Source organism: Marinobacterium sp. YM272, assembly GCF_050908845.1.
In the GTDB taxonomy this organism is placed as follows: Bacteria; Pseudomonadota; Gammaproteobacteria; order Pseudomonadales; family Balneatricaceae; genus Marinobacterium_D.
The window spans coordinates 1,237,511-1,260,518 of record NZ_CP194171.1; the positions used below are offsets into that span (position 1 = coordinate 1,237,511).

General features: G+C 55.2%; 21 protein-coding genes. 14 read left to right on the plus strand and 7 right to left on the minus strand.

What is annotated here, in order from left to right; genetic code table 11:
- Positions 1–5: 5 nt before the first annotated feature.
- The 4 genes from ACQUQP_RS05815 (at position 6) to folD (ending at position 4,149) form a co-directional block, all read left to right on the plus strand.
- Complete coding sequence (locus ACQUQP_RS05815) at positions 6–908, plus strand: class II glutamine amidotransferase (protein ID WP_432697862.1); 903 nt, start codon at positions 6–8, stop codon at positions 906–908.
- A 12-nt stretch (positions 909–920) separates the two neighbouring features.
- Positions 921–1,604: a protein glxC gene (locus tag ACQUQP_RS05820; RefSeq protein ID WP_432697863.1), complete on the plus strand. Its 684-nt coding sequence runs from the start codon at positions 921–923 to the stop codon at positions 1,602–1,604.
- A 164-nt stretch (positions 1,605–1,768) separates the two neighbouring features.
- Positions 1,769–3,097 carry an FMN-binding glutamate synthase family protein gene (locus ACQUQP_RS05825; RefSeq protein WP_432697864.1) on the plus strand — a complete coding sequence of 443 codons (1,329 nt, stop codon included), beginning with the start codon at positions 1,769–1,771 and terminating at the stop codon, positions 3,095–3,097.
- 188 nt (positions 3,098–3,285) lie between these two features.
- Positions 3,286–4,149 carry a bifunctional methylenetetrahydrofolate dehydrogenase/methenyltetrahydrofolate cyclohydrolase FolD gene (gene folD, locus ACQUQP_RS05830; protein WP_432697865.1) on the plus strand — a complete coding sequence of 288 codons (864 nt, stop codon included), beginning with the start codon at positions 3,286–3,288 and terminating at the stop codon, positions 4,147–4,149.
- A gap of 174 nt (positions 4,150–4,323) precedes the next feature.
- On the opposite strand, the gene ACQUQP_RS05835 is transcribed toward folD, so the two are convergent.
- A complete protein-coding gene (locus ACQUQP_RS05835) occupies positions 4,324–5,517 on the minus strand; it encodes an OprD family outer membrane porin (protein WP_432697866.1) in 1,194 nt (397 codons plus the stop codon).
- A gap of 603 nt (positions 5,518–6,120) precedes the next feature.
- Here ACQUQP_RS05835 and ACQUQP_RS05840 point away from each other — a divergent pair.
- Entirely contained in the window at positions 6,121–6,909 is a 789-nt protein-coding gene (locus ACQUQP_RS05840) for an IclR family transcriptional regulator (RefSeq protein ID WP_432697867.1), read from the plus strand.
- Positions 6,910–6,957: 48 nt separating this feature from the next.
- Positions 6,958–8,313, plus strand: a complete 1,356-nt coding sequence (locus ACQUQP_RS05845) for an aminotransferase class III-fold pyridoxal phosphate-dependent enzyme (RefSeq protein WP_432697868.1) — start codon at positions 6,958–6,960, stop codon at positions 8,311–8,313.
- Positions 8,314–9,001: 688 nt separating this feature from the next.
- On the opposite strand, the gene ACQUQP_RS05850 is transcribed toward ACQUQP_RS05845, so the two are convergent.
- From ACQUQP_RS05850 to ACQUQP_RS05870, 5 genes are all read right to left on the minus strand, one after another.
- Positions 9,002–10,540 carry a sulfatase family protein gene (locus ACQUQP_RS05850; protein WP_432697869.1) on the minus strand — a complete coding sequence of 513 codons (1,539 nt, stop codon included), beginning with the start codon at positions 10,538–10,540 and terminating at the stop codon, positions 9,002–9,004.
- Positions 10,537–11,976 (minus strand): tripartite tricarboxylate transporter permease, encoded by a 1,440-nt coding sequence (locus ACQUQP_RS05855; protein ID WP_432697870.1) that lies wholly within the window; start codon positions 11,974–11,976, stop codon positions 10,537–10,539. Before ACQUQP_RS05855 ends, ACQUQP_RS05850 begins: the two co-directional genes overlap by 4 nt.
- Before the next feature lie 38 nt (positions 11,977–12,014).
- Positions 12,015–12,551 (minus strand): tripartite tricarboxylate transporter TctB family protein, encoded by a 537-nt coding sequence (locus tag ACQUQP_RS05860; RefSeq protein WP_432697871.1) that lies wholly within the window; start codon positions 12,549–12,551, stop codon positions 12,015–12,017.
- Entirely contained in the window at positions 12,548–13,477 is a 930-nt protein-coding gene (locus tag ACQUQP_RS05865) for a tripartite tricarboxylate transporter substrate binding protein (RefSeq protein ID WP_432697872.1), read from the minus strand. Before ACQUQP_RS05865 ends, ACQUQP_RS05860 begins: the two co-directional genes overlap by 4 nt.
- A 696-nt stretch (positions 13,478–14,173) precedes the next feature.
- Positions 14,174–14,956, minus strand: coding sequence for an IclR family transcriptional regulator (locus ACQUQP_RS05870; protein WP_432697873.1), 783 nt, complete (start codon positions 14,954–14,956; stop codon positions 14,174–14,176).
- 189 nt (positions 14,957–15,145) lie between these two features.
- Between ACQUQP_RS05870 and ACQUQP_RS05875 the strand changes: the two genes are divergently transcribed.
- From ACQUQP_RS05875 to ACQUQP_RS05890, 4 genes are all read left to right on the plus strand, one after another.
- On the plus strand, positions 15,146–16,633 hold the full coding sequence (locus tag ACQUQP_RS05875) for an aldehyde dehydrogenase (RefSeq protein ID WP_432697874.1): 1,488 nt from the start codon (positions 15,146–15,148) through the stop codon (positions 16,631–16,633).
- A gap of 357 nt (positions 16,634–16,990) precedes the next feature.
- On the plus strand, positions 16,991–17,923 hold the full coding sequence (locus ACQUQP_RS05880) for a hypothetical protein (RefSeq protein WP_432697875.1): 933 nt from the start codon (positions 16,991–16,993) through the stop codon (positions 17,921–17,923).
- 37 nt (positions 17,924–17,960) lie between these two features.
- The gene (locus ACQUQP_RS05885) at positions 17,961–18,308 is read left to right on the plus strand and encodes a PAAR domain-containing protein (RefSeq protein WP_432698679.1); all 348 of its coding nucleotides are present in this window, start codon (positions 17,961–17,963) and stop codon (positions 18,306–18,308) included.
- Between the two features lie 178 nt (positions 18,309–18,486).
- Positions 18,487–19,119 carry an NAD(P)H-dependent oxidoreductase gene (locus ACQUQP_RS05890; protein WP_432697876.1) on the plus strand — a complete coding sequence of 211 codons (633 nt, stop codon included), beginning with the start codon at positions 18,487–18,489 and terminating at the stop codon, positions 19,117–19,119.
- Here the strand turns inward: ACQUQP_RS05890 and ACQUQP_RS05895 are convergent.
- Positions 19,096–19,392 carry a glycerate kinase gene (locus ACQUQP_RS05895; protein WP_432698680.1) on the minus strand — a complete coding sequence of 99 codons (297 nt, stop codon included), beginning with the start codon at positions 19,390–19,392 and terminating at the stop codon, positions 19,096–19,098. The two genes, ACQUQP_RS05890 and ACQUQP_RS05895, sit on opposite strands and share 24 nt — an antisense overlap.
- 68 nt (positions 19,393–19,460) lie before the next feature.
- On the opposite strand from ACQUQP_RS05895, the gene ACQUQP_RS05900 reads away from it, so the two are divergent.
- The 4 genes from ACQUQP_RS05900 (at position 19,461) to ACQUQP_RS05915 (ending at position 22,965) form a co-directional block, all read left to right on the plus strand.
- Positions 19,461–19,598: a phosphoenolpyruvate carboxylase gene (locus tag ACQUQP_RS05900; protein WP_432698681.1), complete on the plus strand. Its 138-nt coding sequence runs from the start codon at positions 19,461–19,463 to the stop codon at positions 19,596–19,598.
- Between the two features lie 106 nt (positions 19,599–19,704).
- The gene (locus tag ACQUQP_RS05905; RefSeq protein WP_432698682.1) at positions 19,705–19,833 is read left to right on the plus strand and encodes a phosphoenolpyruvate carboxylase; all 129 of its coding nucleotides are present in this window, start codon (positions 19,705–19,707) and stop codon (positions 19,831–19,833) included.
- A 155-nt stretch (positions 19,834–19,988) separates the two neighbouring features.
- Positions 19,989–21,551 carry a Re/Si-specific NAD(P)(+) transhydrogenase subunit alpha gene (locus ACQUQP_RS05910; RefSeq protein ID WP_432697877.1) on the plus strand — a complete coding sequence of 521 codons (1,563 nt, stop codon included), beginning with the start codon at positions 19,989–19,991 and terminating at the stop codon, positions 21,549–21,551.
- A 10-nt stretch (positions 21,552–21,561) separates the two neighbouring features.
- Entirely contained in the window at positions 21,562–22,965 is a 1,404-nt protein-coding gene (locus ACQUQP_RS05915; protein ID WP_432697878.1) for an NAD(P)(+) transhydrogenase (Re/Si-specific) subunit beta, read from the plus strand.
- The last annotated feature ends 43 nt before the right edge of the window (positions 22,966–23,008 follow it).

Below are 23,008 nucleotides of genomic sequence, written 5' to 3' on the forward strand. Positions count from 1 at the left end.
AGAATATGTGTGGAATTGTTGGACTTTATCTGAAAAACCCGGCCCTGGAGAGCAAGCTCGGTGAGCTGTTCGAGCCGATGTTGATCGCGATGACTGACCGCGGTCCCGATAGTGCCGGTTTTGCCATCTACGGCGACGAAGTGGCCGAGGGCAGCATCAAGCTGACCCTGCGTCATCCAGATGACGAATATGACTGGGAAGGACTGGCTGACGCTCTGCGCCATAGCCTGCGCAAGGAATTGTCCTGGATGCAGAACGCCAACGTCACCGTGTTCAAGGTGAACGGCACCGAGGCCGAGATCCGTGGCTGGCTGGAAGAGAATGCACCGGACGTGCTGATCCTGAGCGTGGGCCAGTCGATCGAGATCCTGAAAGAGGTGGGTCTGCCGGAGAAGATCGCTGGCAAGTTCAACCTCAAGAACATGAAAGGCAGCCACATCATCGGTCACACCCGCATGGCCACCGAGTCTGCCGTGACCATGGAAGGCAGCCACCCGTTCTCCACCGGCATGGACCTGTGCCTGGTGCATAACGGCTCTCTGTCGAACCACAACCGCTTGCGCGACAAGCTCAAGCGTGAAGGGATCGAGTTCGAGACCGAAAACGACTCCGAAGTGGCAGCCGGTTACCTGACCTGGCGCCTGCGCTCGGGCGACAGCCTGAAGGAAGCGCTGGAACATGCGCTGGAAGACCTGGACGGGTTCTTCACCTTCACCATCGGTACCCGCGACGGCTTCGCCGTAATGCGCGATCCGATCGCCTGTAAGCCGGCGGTGCTGGCTGAAACCGACGATTACGTCGCGATGGCTTCCGAGTACCAGGCACTGACCACCCTGCCGGGTATCGAGAACGCCAAGGTGTGGGAGCCGGAACCGGCCACCTTCTATATCTGGGAACGCAGTGCCTGAGGAGAGATGACGATGAAAACTTTTGATCTTAGCGAAGCCCAGGTACGCGACCTGAACCAGATGCTTCACGACCAGTCCCCGGAATGTGTCGAGCGCGAATTTGAAGTCACCAACCCCAAGGGGCAGCACAACATCGCCTGTGGTATCGACCAGAACCTGTCTGTGGATATCAAGGGACACGCCGGCTACTTCTGCGCCGGTATGAACAAGAAAGCCCACGTCACTGTGCATGGCAATGTGGGCCAGGGCGTCGCGGAAAACATGATGTCCGGCACCGTCCGCGTGAAGGGTGATGCGTCCCAGGCAGCTGGCGCGACCGCCCACGGTGGTCTGCTGGTAATCGAAGGCAACGCCGGTGCGCGCTGCGGTATCTCAATGAAGGGTGTGGATATCGTCGTCAAGGGCAGTGTCGGCCACATGAGCTGCTTCATGGGTCAGTCCGGCAGTCTGGTGGTGTGCGGCGATGCGGGCGAGGCACTCGGTGACTCCCTGTACGAGGTACACATCTACGTCAAGGGCAGCGTTAAGTCCCTGGGCGCAGACTGCATCGAGAAAGAGATGCGCGACGAGCATATCGCCGAGCTGACCGATCTGCTGAACCGTGCCGGTGTGGATGAAGATCCGGCCAGCTTCAAGCGCTACGGCTCAGCCCGACAGCTCTACAACTTCAAAGTGGATAACGTATCTGCGTACTAAGCAACCGCCGTTAAAGCTAACTGCGTTGTCAGCAGGGTGTTAAAAATCGGCTCAAATCGGTCATTTATCGGGTATAAACTCCCTCATTTCGCCGATTTTTGCCTACTGCTGACTGCCTCGCTAACGCTTTAACAACCGGTTCTCTGATTGATGAGGATTGAATAATGAGCAACGATAGCAACTACAACGGCGGACTGCGTGAATCGGCAACCTTCGACCGCACCACTATGGATGAGATCCGCCGCGCGGCCGATACCGGTATCTATGACATTCGTGGCTTTGGCGCCAAGCGCAAGCTGCCGCACTTTGATGACCTGCTGTTCCTCGGTGCCAGCATGTCCCGCTACCCGCTGGAAGGTTACCGCGAGAAGTGCAACACCTCGGTGGTACTCGGTGACCGCTTCGCCAAGAAGCCGATCACCCTGGATATCCCGGTCACCATCGCCGGCATGAGCTTCGGCGCACTCTCTGCCAACGCCAAGGAAGCCCTGGGCCGCGGTGCCTCTGAAGTGGGCACCTCCACCACCACCGGTGACGGCGGTATGACCCCGGAAGAGCGCGGTCAGTCCAGCAAGCTGGTTTACCAGTACCTGCCGTCCCGTTACGGCATGAACCCGGACGACCTGCGCAAGGCCGACGCCATCGAAGTGGTACTCGGTCAGGGCGCCAAGCCGGGCGGCGGCGGTATGCTGCTGGGCCAGAAGATCACCGACCGTGTCGCGCAGATGCGTACCCTGCCGAAGGGTATCGACCAGCGTTCCGCCTGCCGTCACCCGGACTGGACCGGTCCTGATGACCTGGCGATCAAGATCCAGGAGCTGCGTGAAATCACCGACTGGCAGGTGCCTATCTACATCAAGGTGGGTGCGACCCGGACCTACTACGACGTGAAACTGGCCGTTAAAGCCGGTGCTGACGTCATCGTTGTCGACGGCATGCAGGGCGGTACTGCCGCTACCCAGGACGTGTTCATCGAGCACGTGGGTATCCCGACGCTGGCAGCCATCCCGCAGGCGGTTCAGGCGCTGCAGGAGATGGGTATGCACCGCAAGGTTCAGCTGATCGTCTCCGGCGGTATCCGTAACGGTGCCGACGTGGCCAAGTGCATGGCACTGGGTGCTGACGCGGTGGCTATCGGTACCGCCGCCCTGATCGCGCTGGGCTGTAACGATCCGAAGTACGATGAGGAGTTCAAGAAGATCGGTTCCGCCGCTGGTTTCTATGACGACTACCAGGAAGGCAAGGACCCGGCTGGTATCTCCACCCAGGATCCGGAGCTGTCCAAGCGTCTGGACCCGGTGAAGGCTGGACACCGCCTGGCCAACTACCTGCGCGTACTGACGCTGGAAGCCCAGACGCTGGCGCGTGCCTGTGGCAAGAACGACCTGCGTAACCTGGAGCCGGAAGATCTGGTGGCGTTGACTGTTGAATCCGCCGCCATGGCGCGTGTGCCGCTGGCCGGCACCAGCTGGGTGCCCGGTCAGAGTTTCTGATCCGGCGCTGGAACGGGGTTCCCTTCCCTCCTGATGAAGTGAGGGGAGCCCTGCCTTTTGAATGTAAACGCTGAACAACTCGATGGTATGTCCGGACCTGGCCATCAGCCCCTTAAACCCGAGGTGCCATGGATTTGTTCATCGCCGCAATAGATAAAAACAGATTAACAGACCCTTAGGAGATGATTGTGGATACAGCACAGCTGATCGACGGTAAGGCCGTTGCGGCCAATCTACGTAAAGAAATCGCCGAACAGGTAAAAGCGCGCGGCGAGAAGGGACTACCGGCCCCGGGCCTGGCGGTGGTGTTGATCGGTGAAGATCCCGCCTCCAAGGTTTATGTGGGTAGCAAAGTGAGAGCCTGCGAAGAGGTTGGGTTCGTGTCACGCAGCTATCGCATGGCCGTGGAAACCACCCAGGGCGACCTGTTGGCACTGATCGACGAACTCAACGCCGATCCGGAAATCCACGGCATCCTGGTGCAGCTGCCATTGCCGAAACAGATCGACGTTCAGTCCGTCATCGAGCGGATCGATCCGAAAAAAGACGTGGATGGATTCCACCCCTACAACCTGGGTCGTCTGGCCGGTAAGGCACCGACCCTGAGACCCTGCACCCCTTACGGCTGCATGCGCCTGCTGAAAGCTTACGGCATCGACCCCATGGGTAAGAAAGCCGTGGTTGTCGGTGCTTCCAATATCGTGGGTCGCCCGGTCGCGCTGGAGCTGCTGATGGAACGAGCCACTGTCACCGTCTGCCACTCCAAAACCCAGGACCTGCCGGCCGAACTGGCGGATGCCGATATCGTTATCGCCGCCGTAGGTATCCCCAACTTCATCAAGGGCGAATGGCTCAAGAAGGGCGCCGTGGTGATCGATGTGGGTATCAACCGCCTCGAAAACGGCAAGCTGACCGGTGATGTGGACTTTGAAGCCGCCAAGGAAAAAGTCGCCGCGATCACTCCCGTGCCGGGTGGCGCTGGCCCGATGACCATCGCCTGCCTTTTGCAGAACACCCTGGAAGCCTGCGAGGCGATGGAAAGCGCAGCCTGATTCCAGTCTTGTGAGACCTGTTTCATCAAGGGACGGATAGCGATCCGTCCCGCCCTCCATCAAAGGTCCTCCGGGGCCTTTTTCTAATGTGGTGCGTTAGTTATGGCACACCACAAAAAAGGGCAGCACCAAGCCGCCCAAGAAGTGATACCAATGCAGAAATGGTATCGGTATTTAGAAAATACTCATCTTGTATTGCGCGATTAGACGCAGATCGTCCAGTTCACCAACGCCACCGATATCAACATCCGCATAGCGCAACTGGAAGCTCAGGCCTTGCGCCTTGCCGGTCTGGATAACGTACTTGGCTTCCACATCCAGCTCGGTGTCTTTGACACCGTCGTACTTGCCTTCAGTGTAGCGTGTCATCATGCTCAGTCCGGGGATGGCGGAGGAGTCATAGTTAACCTTGAACTGCCAGGAGTCCTGATTCGGATTGTAGAAGTCCAGAATCTGCACGGAGTTGGTGGACCAGAGGACGGTTGTATCCCGCGAGAAACCATCCCAGCTTGGTTCGTAGAGATCGTCGCCGACCGTCTGATAAGACAGCGTATAAGTGAGGTCACCCTGTTTCAGGCTGGCGGCGAGGTTGGTCAGGTAAGTATCCAGCTCGCCGTCAGGACCAGGGTTATCCTTCAGGTTTGAAGCATCACCGATTTCTTCCGCGGCATAGTGATAAAAATCAAGCAGGAGTTTGGAATTTCCAACAGGGAAGCCGTAACCCGCATTGAGGAAGGTTTGCTGCTTGGCGTCCTTGAGCTGCCCGTGGGCAAGGTGAAATCTCAGGCCGTTATCAAAACGGTACTTACCGCCAACGATGGCTACACCATCACCACTGTCGGTGTATCTGTAATAGGTATCAGTGCCGCTCGGCGATACCTTCTCGCTGTAGATACCATACAAACCCAACCCGCCCAGATTGCTTTTGAGGTGAATCGCCTCACGGGTACTGGGCTCGGAGCGGCCATCCGTATCCATCAACAGTGGTGAGATAATACGCATGCGGCCGGCTCGCAGGGTGGTTTGGTCGCCTAGCTTGAATTTCAGATTAGCCTGACCGATTTTGGTAAAGCCATCGCCATTCTCATCCAGCAGCGGGATACGCGCGGTATTACCGGACGCAGCGAGTTTAAAGATAGAGTAAAACGATCCATCGAAGCCGACCAGGTCATTGTAATAGCCTGAACGATAATCCAGCCTCAACGCCTGACTGAACTCTTCACTATCCCCTGGGCCAAAGTCGCGATCTACCTGCCCGAAGTGAGTTCTCAATGTAAGTGACAGGTCGCTGTCTTCTGCAAACGCTGGCGCCATTACGAAACCATAAGCCGAGACAGCGAGTGCCAGTTTTTTAAAGCCATTATTCATCGGGATGCTTACCTATTTAATTAATATATTAATTAATATTGCCTGTTTACGCTTTCTGCTCCTGCCAGGGAGACGTGGTGCAAACATATGCTTGCAGCAGGTTCTGGTAGCGATTGCATACCCGAACCTGTGTTAGGTGCGTGCGACTTGATCAGAAGAAGGCTGTTTTAGCTTGAACTGCGCCGTCTTCGCTTCTTGATACTTCTCAAAGGCCTGCAAGGGGGGCTGTGTAACCACTTGCCCGGTTTTTGCCCGTCATGGTTCAGCAGCGATAGTCGTCGCCATGAAATAGCTACCGGTCTCTTCAGCAATGCGTTTGACACTTTGAGCAAAGGGAACGCATGCAAGGACCTTGGCGGTGCGACTTTCCTCGAGTTGCGAAACGCTCAACATGTTCACAGTCCTCCCTCCCCATCGGGTGCCGTGATTTGGAAAGCAGTAATGCACTGACTTCAAGCAATCACGGCGTTCACTATTTTGGTCTTTGTATGGTTTGTTATTTGATCCGAAGGTGTCATTAATTCTTGCCCGTACAGTTTTTTTCTGTCAAGCTCTTTTCCATGTTGAACACATATACCGGCTGCGGAATTGACCGAGAAAACGATGGGTACAATTACTAAAGCATTAGAAATGCTTAACTTTTTTTCCCGCCACCGCCCTGAATTAGGGCTGAGTGAGTTCGTTAAATTGACTCGGCGCGATAAGGCAACCGTGCTGAGACATTTGTCGGAATTGAAGGAAAACGGGTTTATCGAGCAAGCGCCGAATAGCAGGGCTTATCGTCTGGGCCCCGCTATATTGCGGCTGGCCAGCGTCAGTGAGGCTATCTATCCACTGCGCGACCGTGTTCGTCCCATCATTAACGAGATTGCACAGCAGGTGGGTGAACTCACTCATGTCACGCTTGTTCAGGGAGATGCGCTGTCACCGCTGATGTACTCGGACGTGAAGATTCACGGTACCCAGGTGAATTACAACGAAGGGGAGCTGCTGCCTCTGCATGCAACATCATCCGGCATGGCAGTCCTGGCCTTCGCTGAGAGCTCCTTCGTTGATCAAGTTCTGGCAAAGGGGCTTCAACCTTTCAGTAGCCGGACAATTACCGATCCGGCTCAACTGAGAGAGCGCCTAGCAGAAATACGAGACAGTGGTTTTGCCTATCAGGAAAAGTACTTTGATAACGAAGTCACCTCCGAGGGCGCGCCAATTTTCGGCGCGTCAGGTGAGGTCATCGGTGCCGTTTCGATCGTTATACCAAGCATCAGGCAAAGTGATGAGAAGTTGGCGGATATCCGACGCCGATTGTGTGAAGCCGTGGTGCGTATTACCGAAGCCTTTGGTGGCTCCCTGCCGCCAGAGCATGCATACAAATGGCATTGTCTGTCGAACTAACCCTATTCGGCAGCAGGGCTGCCATTAAAGATTGTTGTGAGGATTATTATGAACAGTTCAGCGTTCCTGAAAGAGCATAACGCCACAAACCTGTGGCACCCAATGGCGCATCCGGCCGATTCAATGGCGAACCCGCCACAGATTATTGTTGGCGCTGAAGGTGTCGAAATTATCGATGTCGACGGCCACCGGACAGTTGATGGCGTGGGTGGATTGTGGAACGTGAACCTGGGGTATTCATGCCAGCCGGTAAAGGACGCCATCTCGGCACAGCTGGAAAAACTCCCGTACTACTCGATCTTTCGCGGTACCAGTAACGATGCGGTTATCGAGCTGAGCCAGATGCTGAAGAGCTTTTTTGCTCCAGACGGTCTCAGCCGTGCGTTCTTTACCTCTGGCGGCTCTGACAGTGTTGAGGTTGCTCTGCGTCTGGCACGCCAGTATCACAAGGTGCGTGGTGAAGGGACCCGTACCAAGTACCTCAGCCTGAAAAAGGGTTATCACGGCACGCACACACTGGGTGCTTCGGTAAACGGTAACGCCTTTTTCCGTACCCAGTACGAGCCGCTGATGCCGGGCTGCTTCCATATCCCGGCGCCGCATACCTACCGCAACCCCTTTAACGAAACGGATCCGGCCAAGCTGGCGCAAAACTGTTTGGCCGCTATGGAAGATGAGATTCAGTTCCAGGGCCCCAACACCATAGCGGCGATGATCATGGAACCGATTCTGGGAGCGGGTGGGGTTATCGTGCCGCACGAAAGCTTCATGCCGGGCGTACGTGCACTCTGTGACAAGTACGGCATCCTGTTGATCTCTGATGAGGTTATCACAGCGTATGGGCGTACAGGCGCCTGGTCCGGTGCGCGCCTGTGGGGCGTTCAGCCAGACCTTATGTGCACGGCCAAGGCAATCACTAACGGCTTCTTCCCGTTCGGGGCACTGATGATCTCCGACAAGGTCGCTGAGGTGTTTGAAAAGGATACCACCGGGTTGGCCGCCATTGGCTCCGGCTATACCTACTCCGGTCATCCGGTCGGCGCTGCTGCGGCGATCGCTTGCCTGCGTGAAACAGAGCGTTTGCAGGTTAAAGATAATGCTGCCGAGCGCGGTGATCAGCTGTTCCAGGGCCTTAAGGCATTGCAGGAGAAGCATTCGCTGGTAGGTGATGTACGTGGCGGCCGCGGCCTGATGTGCGCGATGGAGTTGGTCTCCGATCTTGAAGCCAAGACGCCGTTGGACCTCAAGCTGATGGATCAGCTGCAGAAAACCGCTTACGCAAATGGTGCGATGATCCGCATCGCCGGTAATAACATTATTCTGTCCCCTTCACTGGTGATTAATGCCGACGAGATCCAGACTATTCTGTCGTCTATAGATGCAGGCATTTCGGCAGTTAGCTGATTGTCGGGCTAGGGCTAAAGCTCGGTGTTTACCGCCCTCTGATAAGGGGGCGGTTATTCTATATGCTTTCAGCACCAATAGGTGCGGTTTATCTTCTTGAACAACTTTCGCTTGGTATATCACGTACCGACGATTTATCTCCTCGTTATATCCAACCTAACCAAAAAAATCACCCTAATTGGCAGGCATGGTTACCCCAAGGTTTATTATTGCTAAATGCGCAAGTAAACAGATAGATGGCAGTTCGCTTATTAGGCACAACCATCAGCTCCGAAAATTCAAATTCGGCGATACTCTAAATAGCAGATACATAGCTTTACTTTTCTCGTTTAAATTCAGAGCCTGAAATGTTTCTTGCAGAAGAGATAGATTAGGCCGTGCAGTTCTTAGCCTATAAATTTTCAAAGCGCTGTATCTGTGCTTCGGGATCAAAACGCCGTGATACTGGATGGGCTGGAAAAAAGGTGACCAAGGTTAACATCCCCTCGCGTTATTTGTGCCATTTATTGACTGGTAAAAACTGAAGCCCTCTTTCGCAAGCAGGCTTTTTCAGCCTGATCCCCGATTAAATGATCACCACCTTTATGGCCGGTGGTTTAAAGTAGACATTAAAAAAGCCAGGTGTTGCCACCTGACTTCATAATATCCCGCCGAGCAAAATCCAGCAGTTGCTTCTAAACGCCGTTCGTCAGGCCATGGCATCTGGCCAGGGGCTGGAATCACAGGCCCTCGTCATCTCTTGCAACAGACGGAACTGCAGATCCGCCTTTATGTTGGCATATTCGGGGTCGTCCCAGAGGTTTGTGATCTCACCAGGGTCCTTTTTGAGATCGTATAACTCACCCCACAACTGATCCTGATAAATGCTCATACGGTAAAGGTCCGTTATCAGCGTGCGCACACGCGGCGGTGTTTCGAACCCTAGCGAGGCCCTGTTTCCTTCATCCTCTACCAACAAACTGTCACGTGCCTGTGCGTCAAAAAGATCCTGGCCCTGCATGCCCCAATAGGGCTGAAGACCGGCACGGTTGAGGATGGTGCGGGAAATATCCACTGATGAGGACAGGCGTGACTGAACTCCTTCACCCATTCGCCCCGGTTCAGACCAGATAAAAGGCACCCGGATGGTCGACTGGTAATGCATCGGACCTTTCAAAATCATGCCGTGATCACCGAGGAAGTCACCATGATCAGCGGTGAAAACAACAATAGTGTTCTCGCTGAGCCCCTGCGATCTTAGCGTATCAAGAATCTCCCCGACGGCGTCATCAATCATGCTTATCATGCCGCAGGTAAGGGCAATGCCTTCTTGCGCCTGGCGTTCGGTCACCATAGCTGCACCATAAGCCGCTTTACCGAATTCACCCTGCTCACGCAGCCACTTCAGGTGGGGTGGGGGCAGCTCGGAACGTTGGTAAAAGCTGGCCGGAACTTGCATATCGTCCGGATCATACATTTCCCAATACTTCCCGGGAGGTGAGAAGGGGTGATGCGGATCAGGAAAGGAGACAAAGGCGAAAAAGGGGTTCTCCTGACGTTTGGCGTCAGACAGGTAATCGATGGCACGATCGCGAACCCATGCCGTGGAGTGTTGCTCTTCCGGGATACGGGTTCTGATCGCCTGTGGACAGGTGTAGTCATGAGGCATTTGATTTTCGGCACCACGCAGTGACTCGGGGTCACCCAGTGCTTTGCGTTGGTCTATAAGATGAGCCGCACCCGCCTCATCACCATGCCCCGAGAGCAGGTCTACATGGCTGAAACCATAGTAGGGCAGGGAGATTGCGGCTTCACCCTTCTTCTCCCAAGTGGATTCGAGCTCCTGGTCATAGCGCCCTTCAGGTCGTCGCCTTGCGTTAGACAGCGGGCCCTGCCCAGCAGGGTTTGCGCCTATTTCAGGGTCGCCGTCGAGCGTACACTGTAAATGGCTCTTGCCAATCAGTGACGTGTCATAACCGCCGGCTCGCATGACATCAACAAAGGTATTGGCCTCAAGTGGCAGCGGGATACCGTTATGACGGATGCCGGAGATGGAGCTGTAACGACCTGTCAAAATGGCCGACCGGTTGGGCATACAGACCGGGTTCGCCACATAGAACCGATCAAACATTGTCCCTGAAGCGGCGATGCTGTCGATATGTGGCGTTTTTAATACCGGATGACCAGCACAGCCAAGATAATCGGCCCGGTGCTGATCAGTAACGATGAACAGAAAGTTGGGCTTCATGCTTTCTTCCTGAAATTAAAAATGCTCGCGCCAATCAACAACACCATAATTATCAGCATTACCAGGCTAATCGGGCGTTCTACAAAAATTGTAAAATCCCCATTACTTCCACCCAGTGCCTGCCTGATACGCGTTTCCAGAATAGGCCCCAGTACCAGCCCAAGAATGATAGGAACCATCGGCACCTGGGCTCGGCGCAGGGCAAAGCCCAGCAGGCCAAATGCCGCCGCCAGAAGCGCATCGGTTAGACGGTAATTCGCTGAGTATGTACCGGCCATGGCGAAACAAAGAATAGCAATACCCAGCAGCCGGTCACTGACACGGGTAACCAGGCTTATCCAGCGCGTCGCCACAATCAGAATCGCCACAATGACAAAGTTCATCATGAACAGGGACAGATACAGCCCCGAAACAAAGGCACCGTTTTCGGAGAAAAGTGTCGGCCCTGGATCCACGTTGTGAATGGTAAATACCGCCAACATCATGGCTGTCAGTACTTCTCCAGGAATACCCAGCGCCAGGAGAGGAACCAGTGCTGCGGCAGGAACTGCGTTATTGGACGCCTCGGATGCAATGATGCCTTCAGGCGCCCCCTTGCCAAACTGGTCGGGAGTCTTGGAGTTCCGCTTCGCCGAGCTATAGGAGAAGAATTGCGCCAGAAATTCACCAACACCCGGCAGAATACCCATGCTCACCCCGAATGAAGAGGAGCGAAACAGGGTCCTGGGATATTTCAGTACTTCTTTGAAGCCAGAAAACAGCCCCTGAGAGACTTCTGCTGGAACATCCTTTTTGACATCAGGACTCGCGATCAGGGTGAATGCCTGGCTCATGGCAAACAAGCCCAGAATAATCGAAATCAGCGGTATGCCGCCCATGAGCCAGGTGCTATCAAAGGTATAACGTGGAGACCCGTAAGCGCCTTCCAGCCCGATAGTGCTCAAAAACAATCCCAGTCCCAGCATGGCGGCTGTTGCCAGCTGTGCGCCTCGGTGAGCGGTTACCACAAGCACCATGGCCAAAAGCGCAGCCATCGCCATATCGGCGGCACCGAACTGCTTGGCAAAACTTGCCAGCAGCGGTGCCATAAATGCCAGTACCAACACACTGAAAGTACCGCCAAAAAAGGATGATGCATACGCCAGTGACAGAGCTCGTTGCGGTTGCCCGGCTCGAGTCATGGGGTAGCCATCGTAGGTGGTTAGTACACTGACACCGGTGCCAGGCGTATTCATCAGAATCGCTGGTATGGCACCGCCATACCAGGCACCTGCATAGACGCCCATCAACAGAGTGATCCCGGAAAGAGGATCAAGGCTGAAGGTGACCGGCAACAGAATAGCGATGGCAACACCCGGGCCCAGTCCCGGTATGGCGCCGATGACAATGCCCAGCAGACTACCGCTCACCAGTGCTATAAGCACCGGCAAGGTCAAAACCTGCTCCAGCGCAATATTCAGATCCGCAAGATTCATTACAAATATCCCCCCAGAAACCCTAGTCCTGGAATCAAGTCAAACAACTGCGCCGCAGGAAACCAAAGCCCCAGGATGTAGCGAAACATGATGAGCATGAACAGCGTCAGCCCGATAACAACCAGAGCCAGCTGACGTCCCTTGAAGCCAGCGCTGATGGCAGCAATAAGGCAGAACAGCAGAACCGAGAGCCCATATCCGATAAAAGGAATGAGCCACACAGCGCCCAGAAACGCTGATGTCATCAAGATGCTGATAAATGTTTCCCGGCCACCGTTGCGCTGCGCGGAGGGGGCGGCTGAGATGGCAGACAAAAGAGAGAAAACAAACAGGATGCTCAGAGATAATAAGGGGGCGTTGCGAGGCTCATTCCACCATCCACCGCCCGCCATACCCGGCTCCGTCTGCGAGCCTATAGCAAGCAACAGAAGTCCGGATACCAGGGCAAGAAGGCTGAACATCAGCCTGCCCCCTGGCTTTCCCTCAGAAGCCTGGGGGCAGGCTTCTTCTTTCGTTTTTTCTGTCAGATCGTTCATTGCGCCAACAGTGCCTCAATGCGCTTGTACTGCTCAGATACGAAGCTGGTTGCCGCATCATCGGCAGTCCAGTCAAGCACGGCGCCCGTGCTCACTTCGATATCCGAAGCGACCTGGCTCTGCAGTACCTTTTGTGCCGAAGCCGCAATTTTTTCACGAATCTCCTCGGGGACTTCTGAGCGTACAAAAAGCCCGGCCCAAGAGGGCGCGGCAATACCCGGTACCTGTTCATCAAGAGTGGGCAGATCCGGCAAAATCTTGATTCGAGCAGCTGTGTAGGCAGCCAAAGGCTTGGCTTCACCGGAATCGAGGCAAGAGCGCATCAATTTGACTGAACTGATAACCACATCAGCATCACCACTTGCCAGTAGCGTGCAGTTGGGTTCGTCATAGGCCGCATTGCCGGAGAACTCGAATCCAAGCTTATTGGCCATCATTAGAGTCTGGCGGGTAGGTGGGCCGTTGAATCCATAATGTGCCAGTCTGACCGGGTTTTCCTTGGCATATTCGGCGAGTCCAGCCAGGTCATTGAAAGGCAGATCGCCCTTTGCCCAGATAGCCATGGGATAGCTGATTGCAATACCGACAGGCTCAAAGGTCTCGGCGTTGAAAGGTGCCCGCTTTTTGATGATATGGGTTGTCAGGATATTGCCTGTGAACATACCCACGGTATAGCCGTCAGGGCGGGCCGAAGCGACATGGCTGGCACCGATGACACCACCTCCGCCCTTCATATTCACCACGGCGGAAGGTACCCCGTAATCTTTCTGAATCTGATCAGAAATCATGCGTGCAACCACATCCTCAAGATCCCCTGGCGGCCAAGGAACAATAATTTCAACCGGGCGCTCAGGATATTCTGCGTGTGCAAATGCGGACATTAGAGACGCGCAGCCCAGTGCGCCGGCAAGAAGCATTTTTTTCATTATTGGATTCCTCGGTTACTGATCGAGTTCAATATTCGAACCATTGGTTTCAAATATATTTAATCAATCTCTATTTTTATGTCAACCTCTTTTCCGGTAATGCACTGCCTGTGGTAGCGATATATGTCGGGGAAAACGACAGATAGGCCTCTAAGTGGTTATCAATTATAGGGTTTTTATTTGGTTGGCCTGAGATTTAAAACGAATCTTTGGCTTCGTTTTTAAAGCTGTTGCCATATCCCGTTGCATAGGAAATCGTAAGTTTTTATTGAACCAACGTTTTTTGGTTTCTTGACCAAAAGGTTAAATGCACTTAATAAGTGCGCAGTAAAGATGGTCTGCACTAAGGAAGGGCAAAAATGCCAGCTCCGTGATCCATTGGGGTGAATAATGTCCAGCAGTTAGGGTTTCTGCGTCATGCCCCTGTCCGTGATTAATATAACTGCTGAGTTATGCGGCGCGTATATGAGGAAGAGGGGAGTTGCTTAGAAGCCGTAGTGCCTTTCTGCAGGCGGAGATTATGGAGGCCCTACTGCGGACTAAAAACTCTAGTGGTCTATATCGTTGTAGATTTTATGCGGGAACCGCAGGCGTGTGAGGAACTGCTGCGGCTCCAACGCCGGAACTGGCTTTGGGAGTTAAGGCAAAATGCGGAGGTGGGTAGGGAGGCCGGTGACGTCTCTACCCTTGTCTGACTCAGGGTTGCTGCCACTTGTGGGCGTGCTCGGGCGGAATGATACCGCCCACTGCGGTAGTGATGCGTTGCATGGCATCACAAAGGTGAGCACGAATCGCTTGGGTTTTTTCTTCGCTTTGCCGAATGGAGGGTATGGCGACGGATACGGCTCCGATCACTTGCCCCGAGGAGCCGAAAATCGGGACGCCTCCTGAGGTTACTTCGCCATCGAAGGCTTTTTCCTGATAGGCAAAGCCGGTCTCGTGTATCTGCGCGAGCTGCGCTTTAAGCTGTCCAGGGTCTGTCATGGTGCGGTTGCTGAACGGCTTGAGGCCATGGGACAGAACCTTGTCAACGAAAGCCGGATCGGAAAAGGCGAGTACGGCCATGCCGGATGAGGTCGCATGTAAGGGCAGTAGCTCACCCTCATTGTAGTTGACCTGGGTGCCGTGCATTTTGACATCTGAATAGAACAGGGGCGAGAGGGCTTCCCCTTGTAACAAGGCAACGTGGGTGAGTTCACCGACCTGTTGCGCAATTTCGTTGATAATCGGGCGCACCCGGTCTCGCAATGGATAAATCGCTTCGCTAACCCCTGCCAACCGTAAAATTGCCGGCCCCAGCCGATAGGCCTTGGTATCCGTTGCCTGCTCCAGAAAGCCGTTATCTTTTAGTTCCGCCAGATGGCGTAACACGGTTGCTTTATCCCGCTGCGTTAACTTTACAAATTCACTGAGTCCGATTTCAGGACGCTGTCGTGAAAAAAAGTTAAGCATTTCAAGTGCTTTTGTAATTGTTCCCATTATTTATCGGCAAGTCCCTGTTCTTGTTAGTGGCTAGCATAATGAAAATAACTTGACATGAAAAAACTTACCAATCAAAAATAATGACACCTATGGTTCAAATAATGATATTTTTATTTTCCGTGGCCAGGCCTGGGCTTAGCGGCACCGGGATTATTTCCAATTCAGTTTCTCCACAGAGGTGTGAACATGTTTGATCGTGCACGTATCGAGGCATTGCGCAGTGCAGAGGTACCGCCTGCCTCACTGATCATCAATGGCAGCAAGCGTCCTGCATCAGATGGCGGGGTTATGGATGTTATCTCGCCTCTGGATGGCCAACCCTTCACTACCCTTGCGAAAGGGACCGAGGAGGATGTTGAAGCGGCTGTAGCATCTGCTCGTGAAGCCTTCGATGATGGACGTTGGGCAGCCAAGGCCCCGGCGGAGCGCAAACAGGTCATGCTGAAATGGGCCAGTCTGATCGAGCAGAACGCACTGGAGCTTGCCGTATTGGGTGTGCGGGATAATGGCACAGAGATTGGTATGGCACTGCGTGCGGAACCCTTATCCGCGGCGGCGACTCTGCGCTATTACGCAGAGTCCATCGATAAGTTGTACGGCGAAGTTGCGCCGGTTGCCGAAGGACACCTGGGGATGGTGACGCGTGAACCTGTCGGTGTTGTGGGTGCCATCGTCCCCTGGAACTTCCCGCTGATGATTGCTGCCTGGAAACTGGGCCCGGCACTGGCGTGCGGCTGCTCTGTGGTCCTGAAACCGGCAGAAACCGCTTCTCTTTCGCTACTGCGCTTGGCCGAACTGGGTCTGGAGGCGGGGCTTCCTGCTGGTGTGCTGAATGTCATTACCGGTGAAGGCCCGGTGGTTGGCAGAGCCATTGGGCTGTCGATGGATGTCGATGTGCTGGTGTTTACCGGATCGGGCCGTGTCGGGCGTCAGCTGCTGGAGTACTCCGCCCAGTCAAACCTTAAGCGGGTGTATCTGGAGTTGGGTGGCAAGTCCCCCAATGTGGTCTTTGCAGATGCACCGAATCTGGATGAAGCGGTGGCTGTTTCAGCCAATGCGATCTTCCGTAATTCGGGTCAGGTGTGCGTTGCCGCATCCAAACTCTTGGTTCAGCGCTCCATCTATGACGAATTCATCAGCAAGTTGTGTGCGTTTACTCGGGAGATGAAGGTTGGTGATCCTCTCAATCCTGACAGTGTTGCCGGTGCCGTGAACAGTGAAGCCCAGCTTGCACAAAACCTGCGTTTTGTTGAACAGGCCAGGCAGCAGGGGCGCGACATTTTGACCGGCGGTGAACGCATTCTGGAAGAAACCGGCGGCTATTTTATGGCGCCGACCATAGTCTCCGGGGTGCGGCCTGAAGATCCGCTGGCACGCGAAGAGGTATTCGGGCCGGTGTTGGCGGTGATTCCCTTCGATACCGAAGAGGAGGCCGTAGCGTTGGCTAATGCCACCGACTATGGCCTGTCCGCGGCAGTCTGGACGTCTGATCTATCCCGTGCGCATCGGATGGTACGCCAGATCAAGGCGGGGCTGGTACATGTAAACACCTATGGCGGCGCGGATCTCAGTGTCCCCCTCGGTGGTATGAAGCAATCGGGTAATGGTCACGACAAGTCCCTGCACGCCTTTGACAAATACCTCGACTTGAAAACGGCATGGATCAAGCTGTGAAGAGTCAGGCTGGTTAGTGTTATACACAGGCTGCGGATCATTTTGAAAACCTGTTAAGCGATGGAAAGCGCAGCCTGACTCCTGTTTTGTAAGACCCCTTTCATCAAAGGGGCGGATAGCACTCCGTCCCGCCCTCCATCAAAGGTCCTCCGGGGCCTTTCTTTTTTGGCTATTAAACCAACGTACCTCACGACTTGGGTGCGAGTTGACCCCGCCAATCAATACGAAGCGGCCAGACGTCAGTTTTATATCGTCGGGATTTTCTTCAGCTAAGCTTTTCTGGTTAACGCGAAGGGTCATAGCGAATTCAGCAAAGGCAATACGACAGATTGGAGAGCGATTGTAAGGAGCGGAGCAATGAAAAATAACACGCTTGTCTGTGCCAGTGTTTTTAAACGAACTTGGAAAGGGCGGTCATCGCGAGCCTGGGGGGCGGCTATTATTGCTGCCTTATGCGGCGGCTTTGTTGTATGGCCTTCCGCGGCCCTGGCGATCGGTAAACCCGATCGGAGTGCCATTCCGCAGGTAACTATTATCGAAGTCCAGGTTGATTTCGACGACAGTGCCGGTGACCTGCTCGTAATAAGGGGTGAGAATTTCGATATAGGTTCGCTGGCAACAGTCTCACTGGGCAGCGTCGTCGAACTCGAAGTACTCGCTCAATCCTCTACAGAAATCACTGCTGCCTGCCCCGCACCAGATTATTTGTGCCCGGTTGGTGACTATCTGCTCCGCGTATCCACAGGAGACTCGGCCTCCGAGAACGACGTATATGCGCTGACTATCGGTGCTGTAGGCCCCGCGGGACCAGCTGGAGAGCAGGGCATACAGGGTCCCAGTGGCGTGGCGGCAGCTGGCGCAGGGCTGGTTGGAACCGGGACACCCGACAATCTCACGCTTAGCGTTGATTATCCTAATCTGGTGACGCCGTCAGGTATCCAGATAGAGAGCACCGGGGACGCGGTCAGGGTCAGAGCGAAAGGCGGCAGCGTGGTGATCAACCCGGACGGCAGTATCCAGATTGAAAGCAGCGAATCGGTCGATGTGGTTTCGACTCGTGGCAATATCGATGTTCAGGCCACTCAGGGTGCCATCACCATGAAGGCGGCCCAGTCGATCTCTTTCGCGGTGGGTAACCAGGAGTTGCGCATTGATCCGGGGAAAGTGTCGCTTAAAGGTGCGCAGGTCGATATTCAGGGTGGTGCAGCGGTCAATATCAGGTCGACACTGACTACAGTCCAAGGAGACGGAATACTGAGTCTCGAGGGCGGAGTAGTCAAAATCAACTGAGTTGAGGTTAGTGGCGATGAAAACAATCCATAGATTCATGCTGTGCCTCCTAACCTGTTGTTTGGGTATCAGTGCGGTTAATGCCGCGGGGTTACCCGCTGCGCGGGTTACGGATAGGGTTGGCTCCCCTGACGGAATAAATGGCCAGATACTGCCGCCCGGCGAGGCGACTGTGTTGATAGAGGGGTTGCCGGCAGCTCGCTTGGGTGACCAGGTGCAGTGTACTCAACTGGAAGGGGAGACCCCTGTTTTAACCGTTGAATCAATAGTACAGGGGTCTGCAACTGTGCTGATCGGCGGGCTGCCTGCCGCAAGAGTCGGTGATACATCGGCAAGTGGTTGCACCCTTGTATCCGGCAGTTCCACTGTACTTATCGGTAACTGAATCGAGGCAGTCTGGTTTCAGTCCCGTGAGATCTGTTTCATCCAAGGCCCTTCGGGGCCTTTTTCTATTTAATTCGCTTCATAGCTGAAAGCTGCCTGGCTTATTAATCATCGGGGCCGGTTTGTGGTCAGCTATACGGAACCGATTTAACACTTAGCGATAGGGAAGGGATTAACAGATGAAACGACGCCAACTTATTCAGGCCGGGCTTGCCGGTGCCGCAGGTCTGCTTGCCGCCAGGGGGACTAGCGCCAACGCAGTATCAACCGATACCTCAGCCGCTGCCACAGAGAAGCCCTACCGCACCGATATCAAAACCCTCGCGATTGTCTCGCATCCTTACCCGGAGCGTTCGGTGATGACCAGGGGGATGCAGCAGGCGGCTGAGAGTGTTGATGGTGTGATCGTGCGTAATCTTGAAACGCTGTACGGGTTCGATACCCGCGCTATCGATGCACAGCGCGAGAAGGAGATTACCCGCCAGGTCGAGCGGATCGTGTTTATGTTCCCGACTCACTGGTTCAACATCACGCCGATGATGAAAGCCTACCTCAACGATGTCTGGGGCAGCGTAGGGCCGGGACTCTGGCAGGGCAAGGAGATGCTGCTGGTCACCACCGCTGCCGGTAGTAGCTCTACCTACGGTGAGTCCGGCCGCATCGGCGTGAGGCTGGAAGATGTGTTCCTGCCGATGAAGGCCAGCGCCCTGCACGCGGGCATGACCTACCTGGAGCCACTGGCGTTTCAGGCGATCTCCCGCTCCGAGCTGCCGGAGTATCAGCAGCAGTTAATCGAGCGCCTGCAACGCTGAGGTTGGCGCGTTAATGTCTGAGAGCTTGAGCAGCCGGGCCAGGCTTTGCGCCGAGAACCTGAGATTCTCGGCGCCCCACTTCAATGCGTCCTCCAGAGTGCTGGCGCCGGTTAGGATGCTGAATACCGCAGTGATGCCTTTATCCCGGACTGCGTCGATATCGGGGCCGACGGAGCCGGCGAGTCCCGGCGGCTTATCATCTGATTTTCCTTTCCTTTCCTTTCCTTTCCTTTCCTTGCTTTTAGAGCCTGCTGCGGTAACCGCGTAGGAGATCCTGCCCGGCTAGCGACAGGGCGATCGAAGACGCTCAGGGCTGGGCTCATCAGCAGAGTTTGCAGCAGTTGTTCAGCGATTTAGGCCTCTTTAAGTCGTATGTAGACATGTTGGGGATGGTTCTGGCTAAAGCGGACCCTGAAATTGCCCATTATTATCAGCAGCAATTGGTTAGCCTCGGTATGGCCCGTTGGGAGAGCAGCTGATAGAGCGGCTTCGTAACTGCCAGAACCTGATTGAGCGGTTAAGAAAGCGCGAGGTTTACGGGATAAGGGTGCAGTTCGGGCGTCTTTTGATGTCTGTAAAACCTACATCGACCCGCTTCATTACCTGCAGGCGGAGCTGCTGTTGAGAGACAGGAACAGCCCCTGCGAAGCCGTCGACTTCGCCTTGATGGTGACCAGGACGGGTATAGCAACAGGTATGAGAAATACGGGTTAAAAGTTCTATTTGTGAAAAGGAAGCTATGCAGCAGGCTATAGCGTTTCGGAAACGCCAATGGCCCGTTCACAGCTTCCTGCAACTTAATCCTTTAACCGCATCGTTTTGTTTTTCGATGAAATCCCCTGTTTAGAAAAACTGGAGACTTGAGAATAATGAAAATAGGCATCCCCAGAGAGGTGGAAGAGGGCGAACGCCGCGTAGCGTTAACGCCTGAAGTTGCCACTCAGCTGCACAAGCTGGGCTTCTCTCTAGCGATTGAAACCCAGGCGGGGGCAGCCGCCAGTTTCGACGACGAGCAGTATCGCGCTGCCGGTGTCGAGATTGTCGAAGACCCACGTGAACTGTGGAAAAACTCCGACATCATCATGAAGGTTCGCCCGCCCAAGGAGCACCCGGAGCTGGGCTTCTACGGTGTCGAGATGCTGGGCAAGGGACAGACGCTGATCAGCTTCATGTACCCGGCGATGAACCAGGAGATGCTGCAGGACCTGTCGAAACATGGTGTGACCGCGCTGGCGGTGGACTCCGTGCCGCGTATCTCCCGTGCCCAGAAGATGGATGCGCTGAGCTCCATGGCCAACATCGCTGGTTACCGTGCGGTGGTGGAAGCGGCGCAGCATTTCGGTCGCTTCTTCACCGGCCAGATTACCGCAGCGGGCAAGGTGCCGCCGGCCAAGGTGCTGGTGATCGGTGCCGGTGTGGCCGGTCTTGCGGCGATCGGTGCGGCGAAAAGCATGGGCGCCATCGTGCGTGCCTTCGATACCCGGCCTGAGGTTAAAGAGCAGGTCGAGAGTATGGATGCCGAATTCCTCATGCTCGATTTCGACGATGAGGATGGCGCCGGCGAGGGCGGTTATGCCAAGACCATGAGCCCCGAGTTTATCAAGGCGGAGATGGATCTGTTCGCGGCCCAAGCGGCCGAGGTGGATATCATCATTACTACCGCACTGATTCCGGGCAAACCGGCGCCGGAGCTGATCACCGAGCGTATGGTTGCCAACATGAAACCGGGCAGCGTGATTGTCGATCTGGCAGCGGAAGCGGGCGGTAACTGCAAGCTGACCGAAGCCAACAAGGTGGTCGTCAAACACGGCGTGACCCTGATCGGTTACACCAACCTGCCGAGCCGTCTGGCGGCCCAGGCAAGTCAGCTGTACGCCACCAACCTGCGTCACCTGTTGACCGATCTCTGCCCGGAGAAGAACGGCGAGATCGTCGTCAACATGGAAGACGAGGTGATTCGCGGTGCCACCGTGGTGAAAGAGGGCGAAGTTACATGGCCGCCACCCGCACCGCGTATCTCGCTGGCGCCGAAGGAAGATATCGGCATCAAGTCCAAGGCAGAGCTGGAAAAGGCTGAGCCGAAAAAGGCGCATCCGCTGGCGTTCCTGGCACCGCTGGCGCTGGCCGGCCTGGCCCTGTTTGGTCTGGGTTCCGTGGCACCGCCTGAGTTTCTCGGCCACCTGACCGTGTTCGTGCTTTCCTGCTTTATCGGTTACATGGTGATCTGGGGTGTATCCCACTCCCTGCATACGCCGCTGATGAGCGTCACCAACGCCATCAGTAGCATCATCGTTATCGGCGCCCTGATACAGATATCCAGCGACAGTCCGCTGGTGGTGATTCTGGCGACGCTGGCTGTGTTTATCACCAGTATCAACATCGTCGGCGGCTTTGCCGTCACCCAGCGCATGCTGCGGATGTTCAGGAAATAAGGGGCCGACAATGAACTCAGGCATCATCACAGTTGCATACATCGCCTCCAGCGCCCTGTTTATCATGGCGCTTGGCGGCTTGAGCCACCAAGAGAGTGCACGTCGCGGCAACTTCTACGGCATGCTCGGCATGGGCCTTGCGGTCCTGGTAACTATCGTCGGAATGGTCACCGAGAATCAGGTGTTCCTGATTGGCGGTATCGTCGTCGGCGGCATTATCGGCTGGATCCTGGCCAAGCGGGTCGAGATGACCCAGATGCCGGAACTGGTGGCGATTCTGCACAGCCTGGTAGGTCTTGCTGCGGTATTCGTCGGCTGGGCCAACGCCCTGGATCATGGCGTTAGCCTGAACAGTGTTGAGCAGGCGATTCACGCATCAGAAACCTATATCGGTATTCTGATCGGTGCACTGACCTTCTCCGGTTCGGTCTGTGCGTATCTGAAGCTTGCCGCCAAGATCAGCGGCAAACCGCTGCAGCTGCCGGGGCGTCACCTGTTCAACCTCGGGCTCGGTGTGCTGGCGATCTGGTTTGGTGTTGAGTACGTGGCTGCGTCCCCGGATGGCGGCGCCATCTGGCTGGTGGCAATGACCATCATTGCACTGATTTTTGGTGTGCATATGGTTGTGGCGATCGGCGGTGCCGATATGCCGGTGGTCGTCTCCATGCTCAACAGCTACTCCGGCTGGGCGGCAGCTGCCATGGGCTTCATGCTCGGCAACGACCTGCTGATCGTGGTCGGCGCGCTGGTGGGCTCGAGCGGTGCGATCCTCAGCTACATCATGTGCAAGGCGATGAACCGCAAGTTCCTCAACGTTATCCTTGGTGGTTTCGGCAACAAGAGCAGTGGCGGTTCCGCCTCTGCGGGTGCGGCCGGCAGCGAAGAGGACATCAAGCCGATTGAAGCGGACGAAGCCGCCGATATGCTGGTGAACGCCAAGGAAGTGATGATCCTGCCCGGTTACGGCATGGCCGTGGCCCAGGCTCAGCACACCGTGTTCGAGATCAGCAAGAAGCTGCGCGACAAGGGCGTCAATGTACGCTTCGGTATCCACCCGGTAGCGGGTCGTATGCCGGGCCACATGAACGTACTGCTGGCCGAGGCCAAGGTGCCTTACGATATCGTCTATGAAATGGACGAGATCAACGAAGACTTCCCGGATGTGGACGTCTCCGTGGTGATCGGCGCCAACGATATCGTCAACCCGGCCGCCCAGGAAGTTCCGGACAGCCCGATCGCCGGCATGCCGGTGCTGGAACCCTGGAAAGGCAAGGCCACCATCGTCCTCAAGCGTGGCATGAGCACCGGTTACGCCGGTGTGGATAACCCGCTGTTCTACAAGGACAACACCCGCATGTTGTTCGGTGACGCGAAGGACAGTGTGGATTCTATCCTCAAGCTGTTGAGCGAGTGATCGCTGTATCGGGTGGGAGTGCTGAGTCGCTTCCGCCTGATCA

Coding starts and splice junctions, on each gene's coding strand:
- ACQUQP_RS05865 (WP_432697872.1), bottom strand. CDS start 13,477: ATGAAAAAAATGCTTCTTGCCGGCGCACTGGGCTGCGCGTCTCTAATG.
- ACQUQP_RS05870 (WP_432697873.1), bottom strand. CDS start 14,956: ATGGGAACAATTACAAAAGCACTTGAAATGCTTAACTTTTTTTCACGA.
- ACQUQP_RS05890 (WP_432697876.1), top strand. CDS start 18,487: ATGAAACGACGCCAACTTATTCAGGCCGGGCTTGCCGGTGCCGCAGGT.
- ACQUQP_RS05880 (WP_432697875.1), top strand. CDS start 16,991: ATGAAAAATAACACGCTTGTCTGTGCCAGTGTTTTTAAACGAACTTGG.
- ACQUQP_RS05850 (WP_432697869.1), bottom strand. CDS start 10,540: ATGAAGCCCAACTTTCTGTTCATCGTTACTGATCAGCACCGGGCCGAT.
- ACQUQP_RS05815 (WP_432697862.1), top strand. CDS start 6: ATGTGTGGAATTGTTGGACTTTATCTGAAAAACCCGGCCCTGGAGAGC.
- ACQUQP_RS05885 (WP_432698679.1), top strand. CDS start 17,961: ATGCTGTGCCTCCTAACCTGTTGTTTGGGTATCAGTGCGGTTAATGCC.
- ACQUQP_RS05915 (WP_432697878.1), top strand. CDS start 21,562: ATGAACTCAGGCATCATCACAGTTGCATACATCGCCTCCAGCGCCCTG.
- ACQUQP_RS05860 (WP_432697871.1), bottom strand. CDS start 12,551: ATGAACGATCTGACAGAAAAAACGAAAGAAGAAGCCTGCCCCCAGGCT.
- ACQUQP_RS05840 (WP_432697867.1), top strand. CDS start 6,121: ATGGGTACAATTACTAAAGCATTAGAAATGCTTAACTTTTTTTCCCGC.
- ACQUQP_RS05845 (WP_432697868.1), top strand. CDS start 6,958: ATGAACAGTTCAGCGTTCCTGAAAGAGCATAACGCCACAAACCTGTGG.
- ACQUQP_RS05875 (WP_432697874.1), top strand. CDS start 15,146: ATGTTTGATCGTGCACGTATCGAGGCATTGCGCAGTGCAGAGGTACCG.
- ACQUQP_RS05820 (WP_432697863.1), top strand. CDS start 921: ATGAAAACTTTTGATCTTAGCGAAGCCCAGGTACGCGACCTGAACCAG.
- ACQUQP_RS05825 (WP_432697864.1), top strand. CDS start 1,769: ATGAGCAACGATAGCAACTACAACGGCGGACTGCGTGAATCGGCAACC.
- ACQUQP_RS05910 (WP_432697877.1), top strand. CDS start 19,989: ATGAAAATAGGCATCCCCAGAGAGGTGGAAGAGGGCGAACGCCGCGTA.
- ACQUQP_RS05835 (WP_432697866.1), bottom strand. CDS start 5,517: ATGAATAATGGCTTTAAAAAACTGGCACTCGCTGTCTCGGCTTATGGT.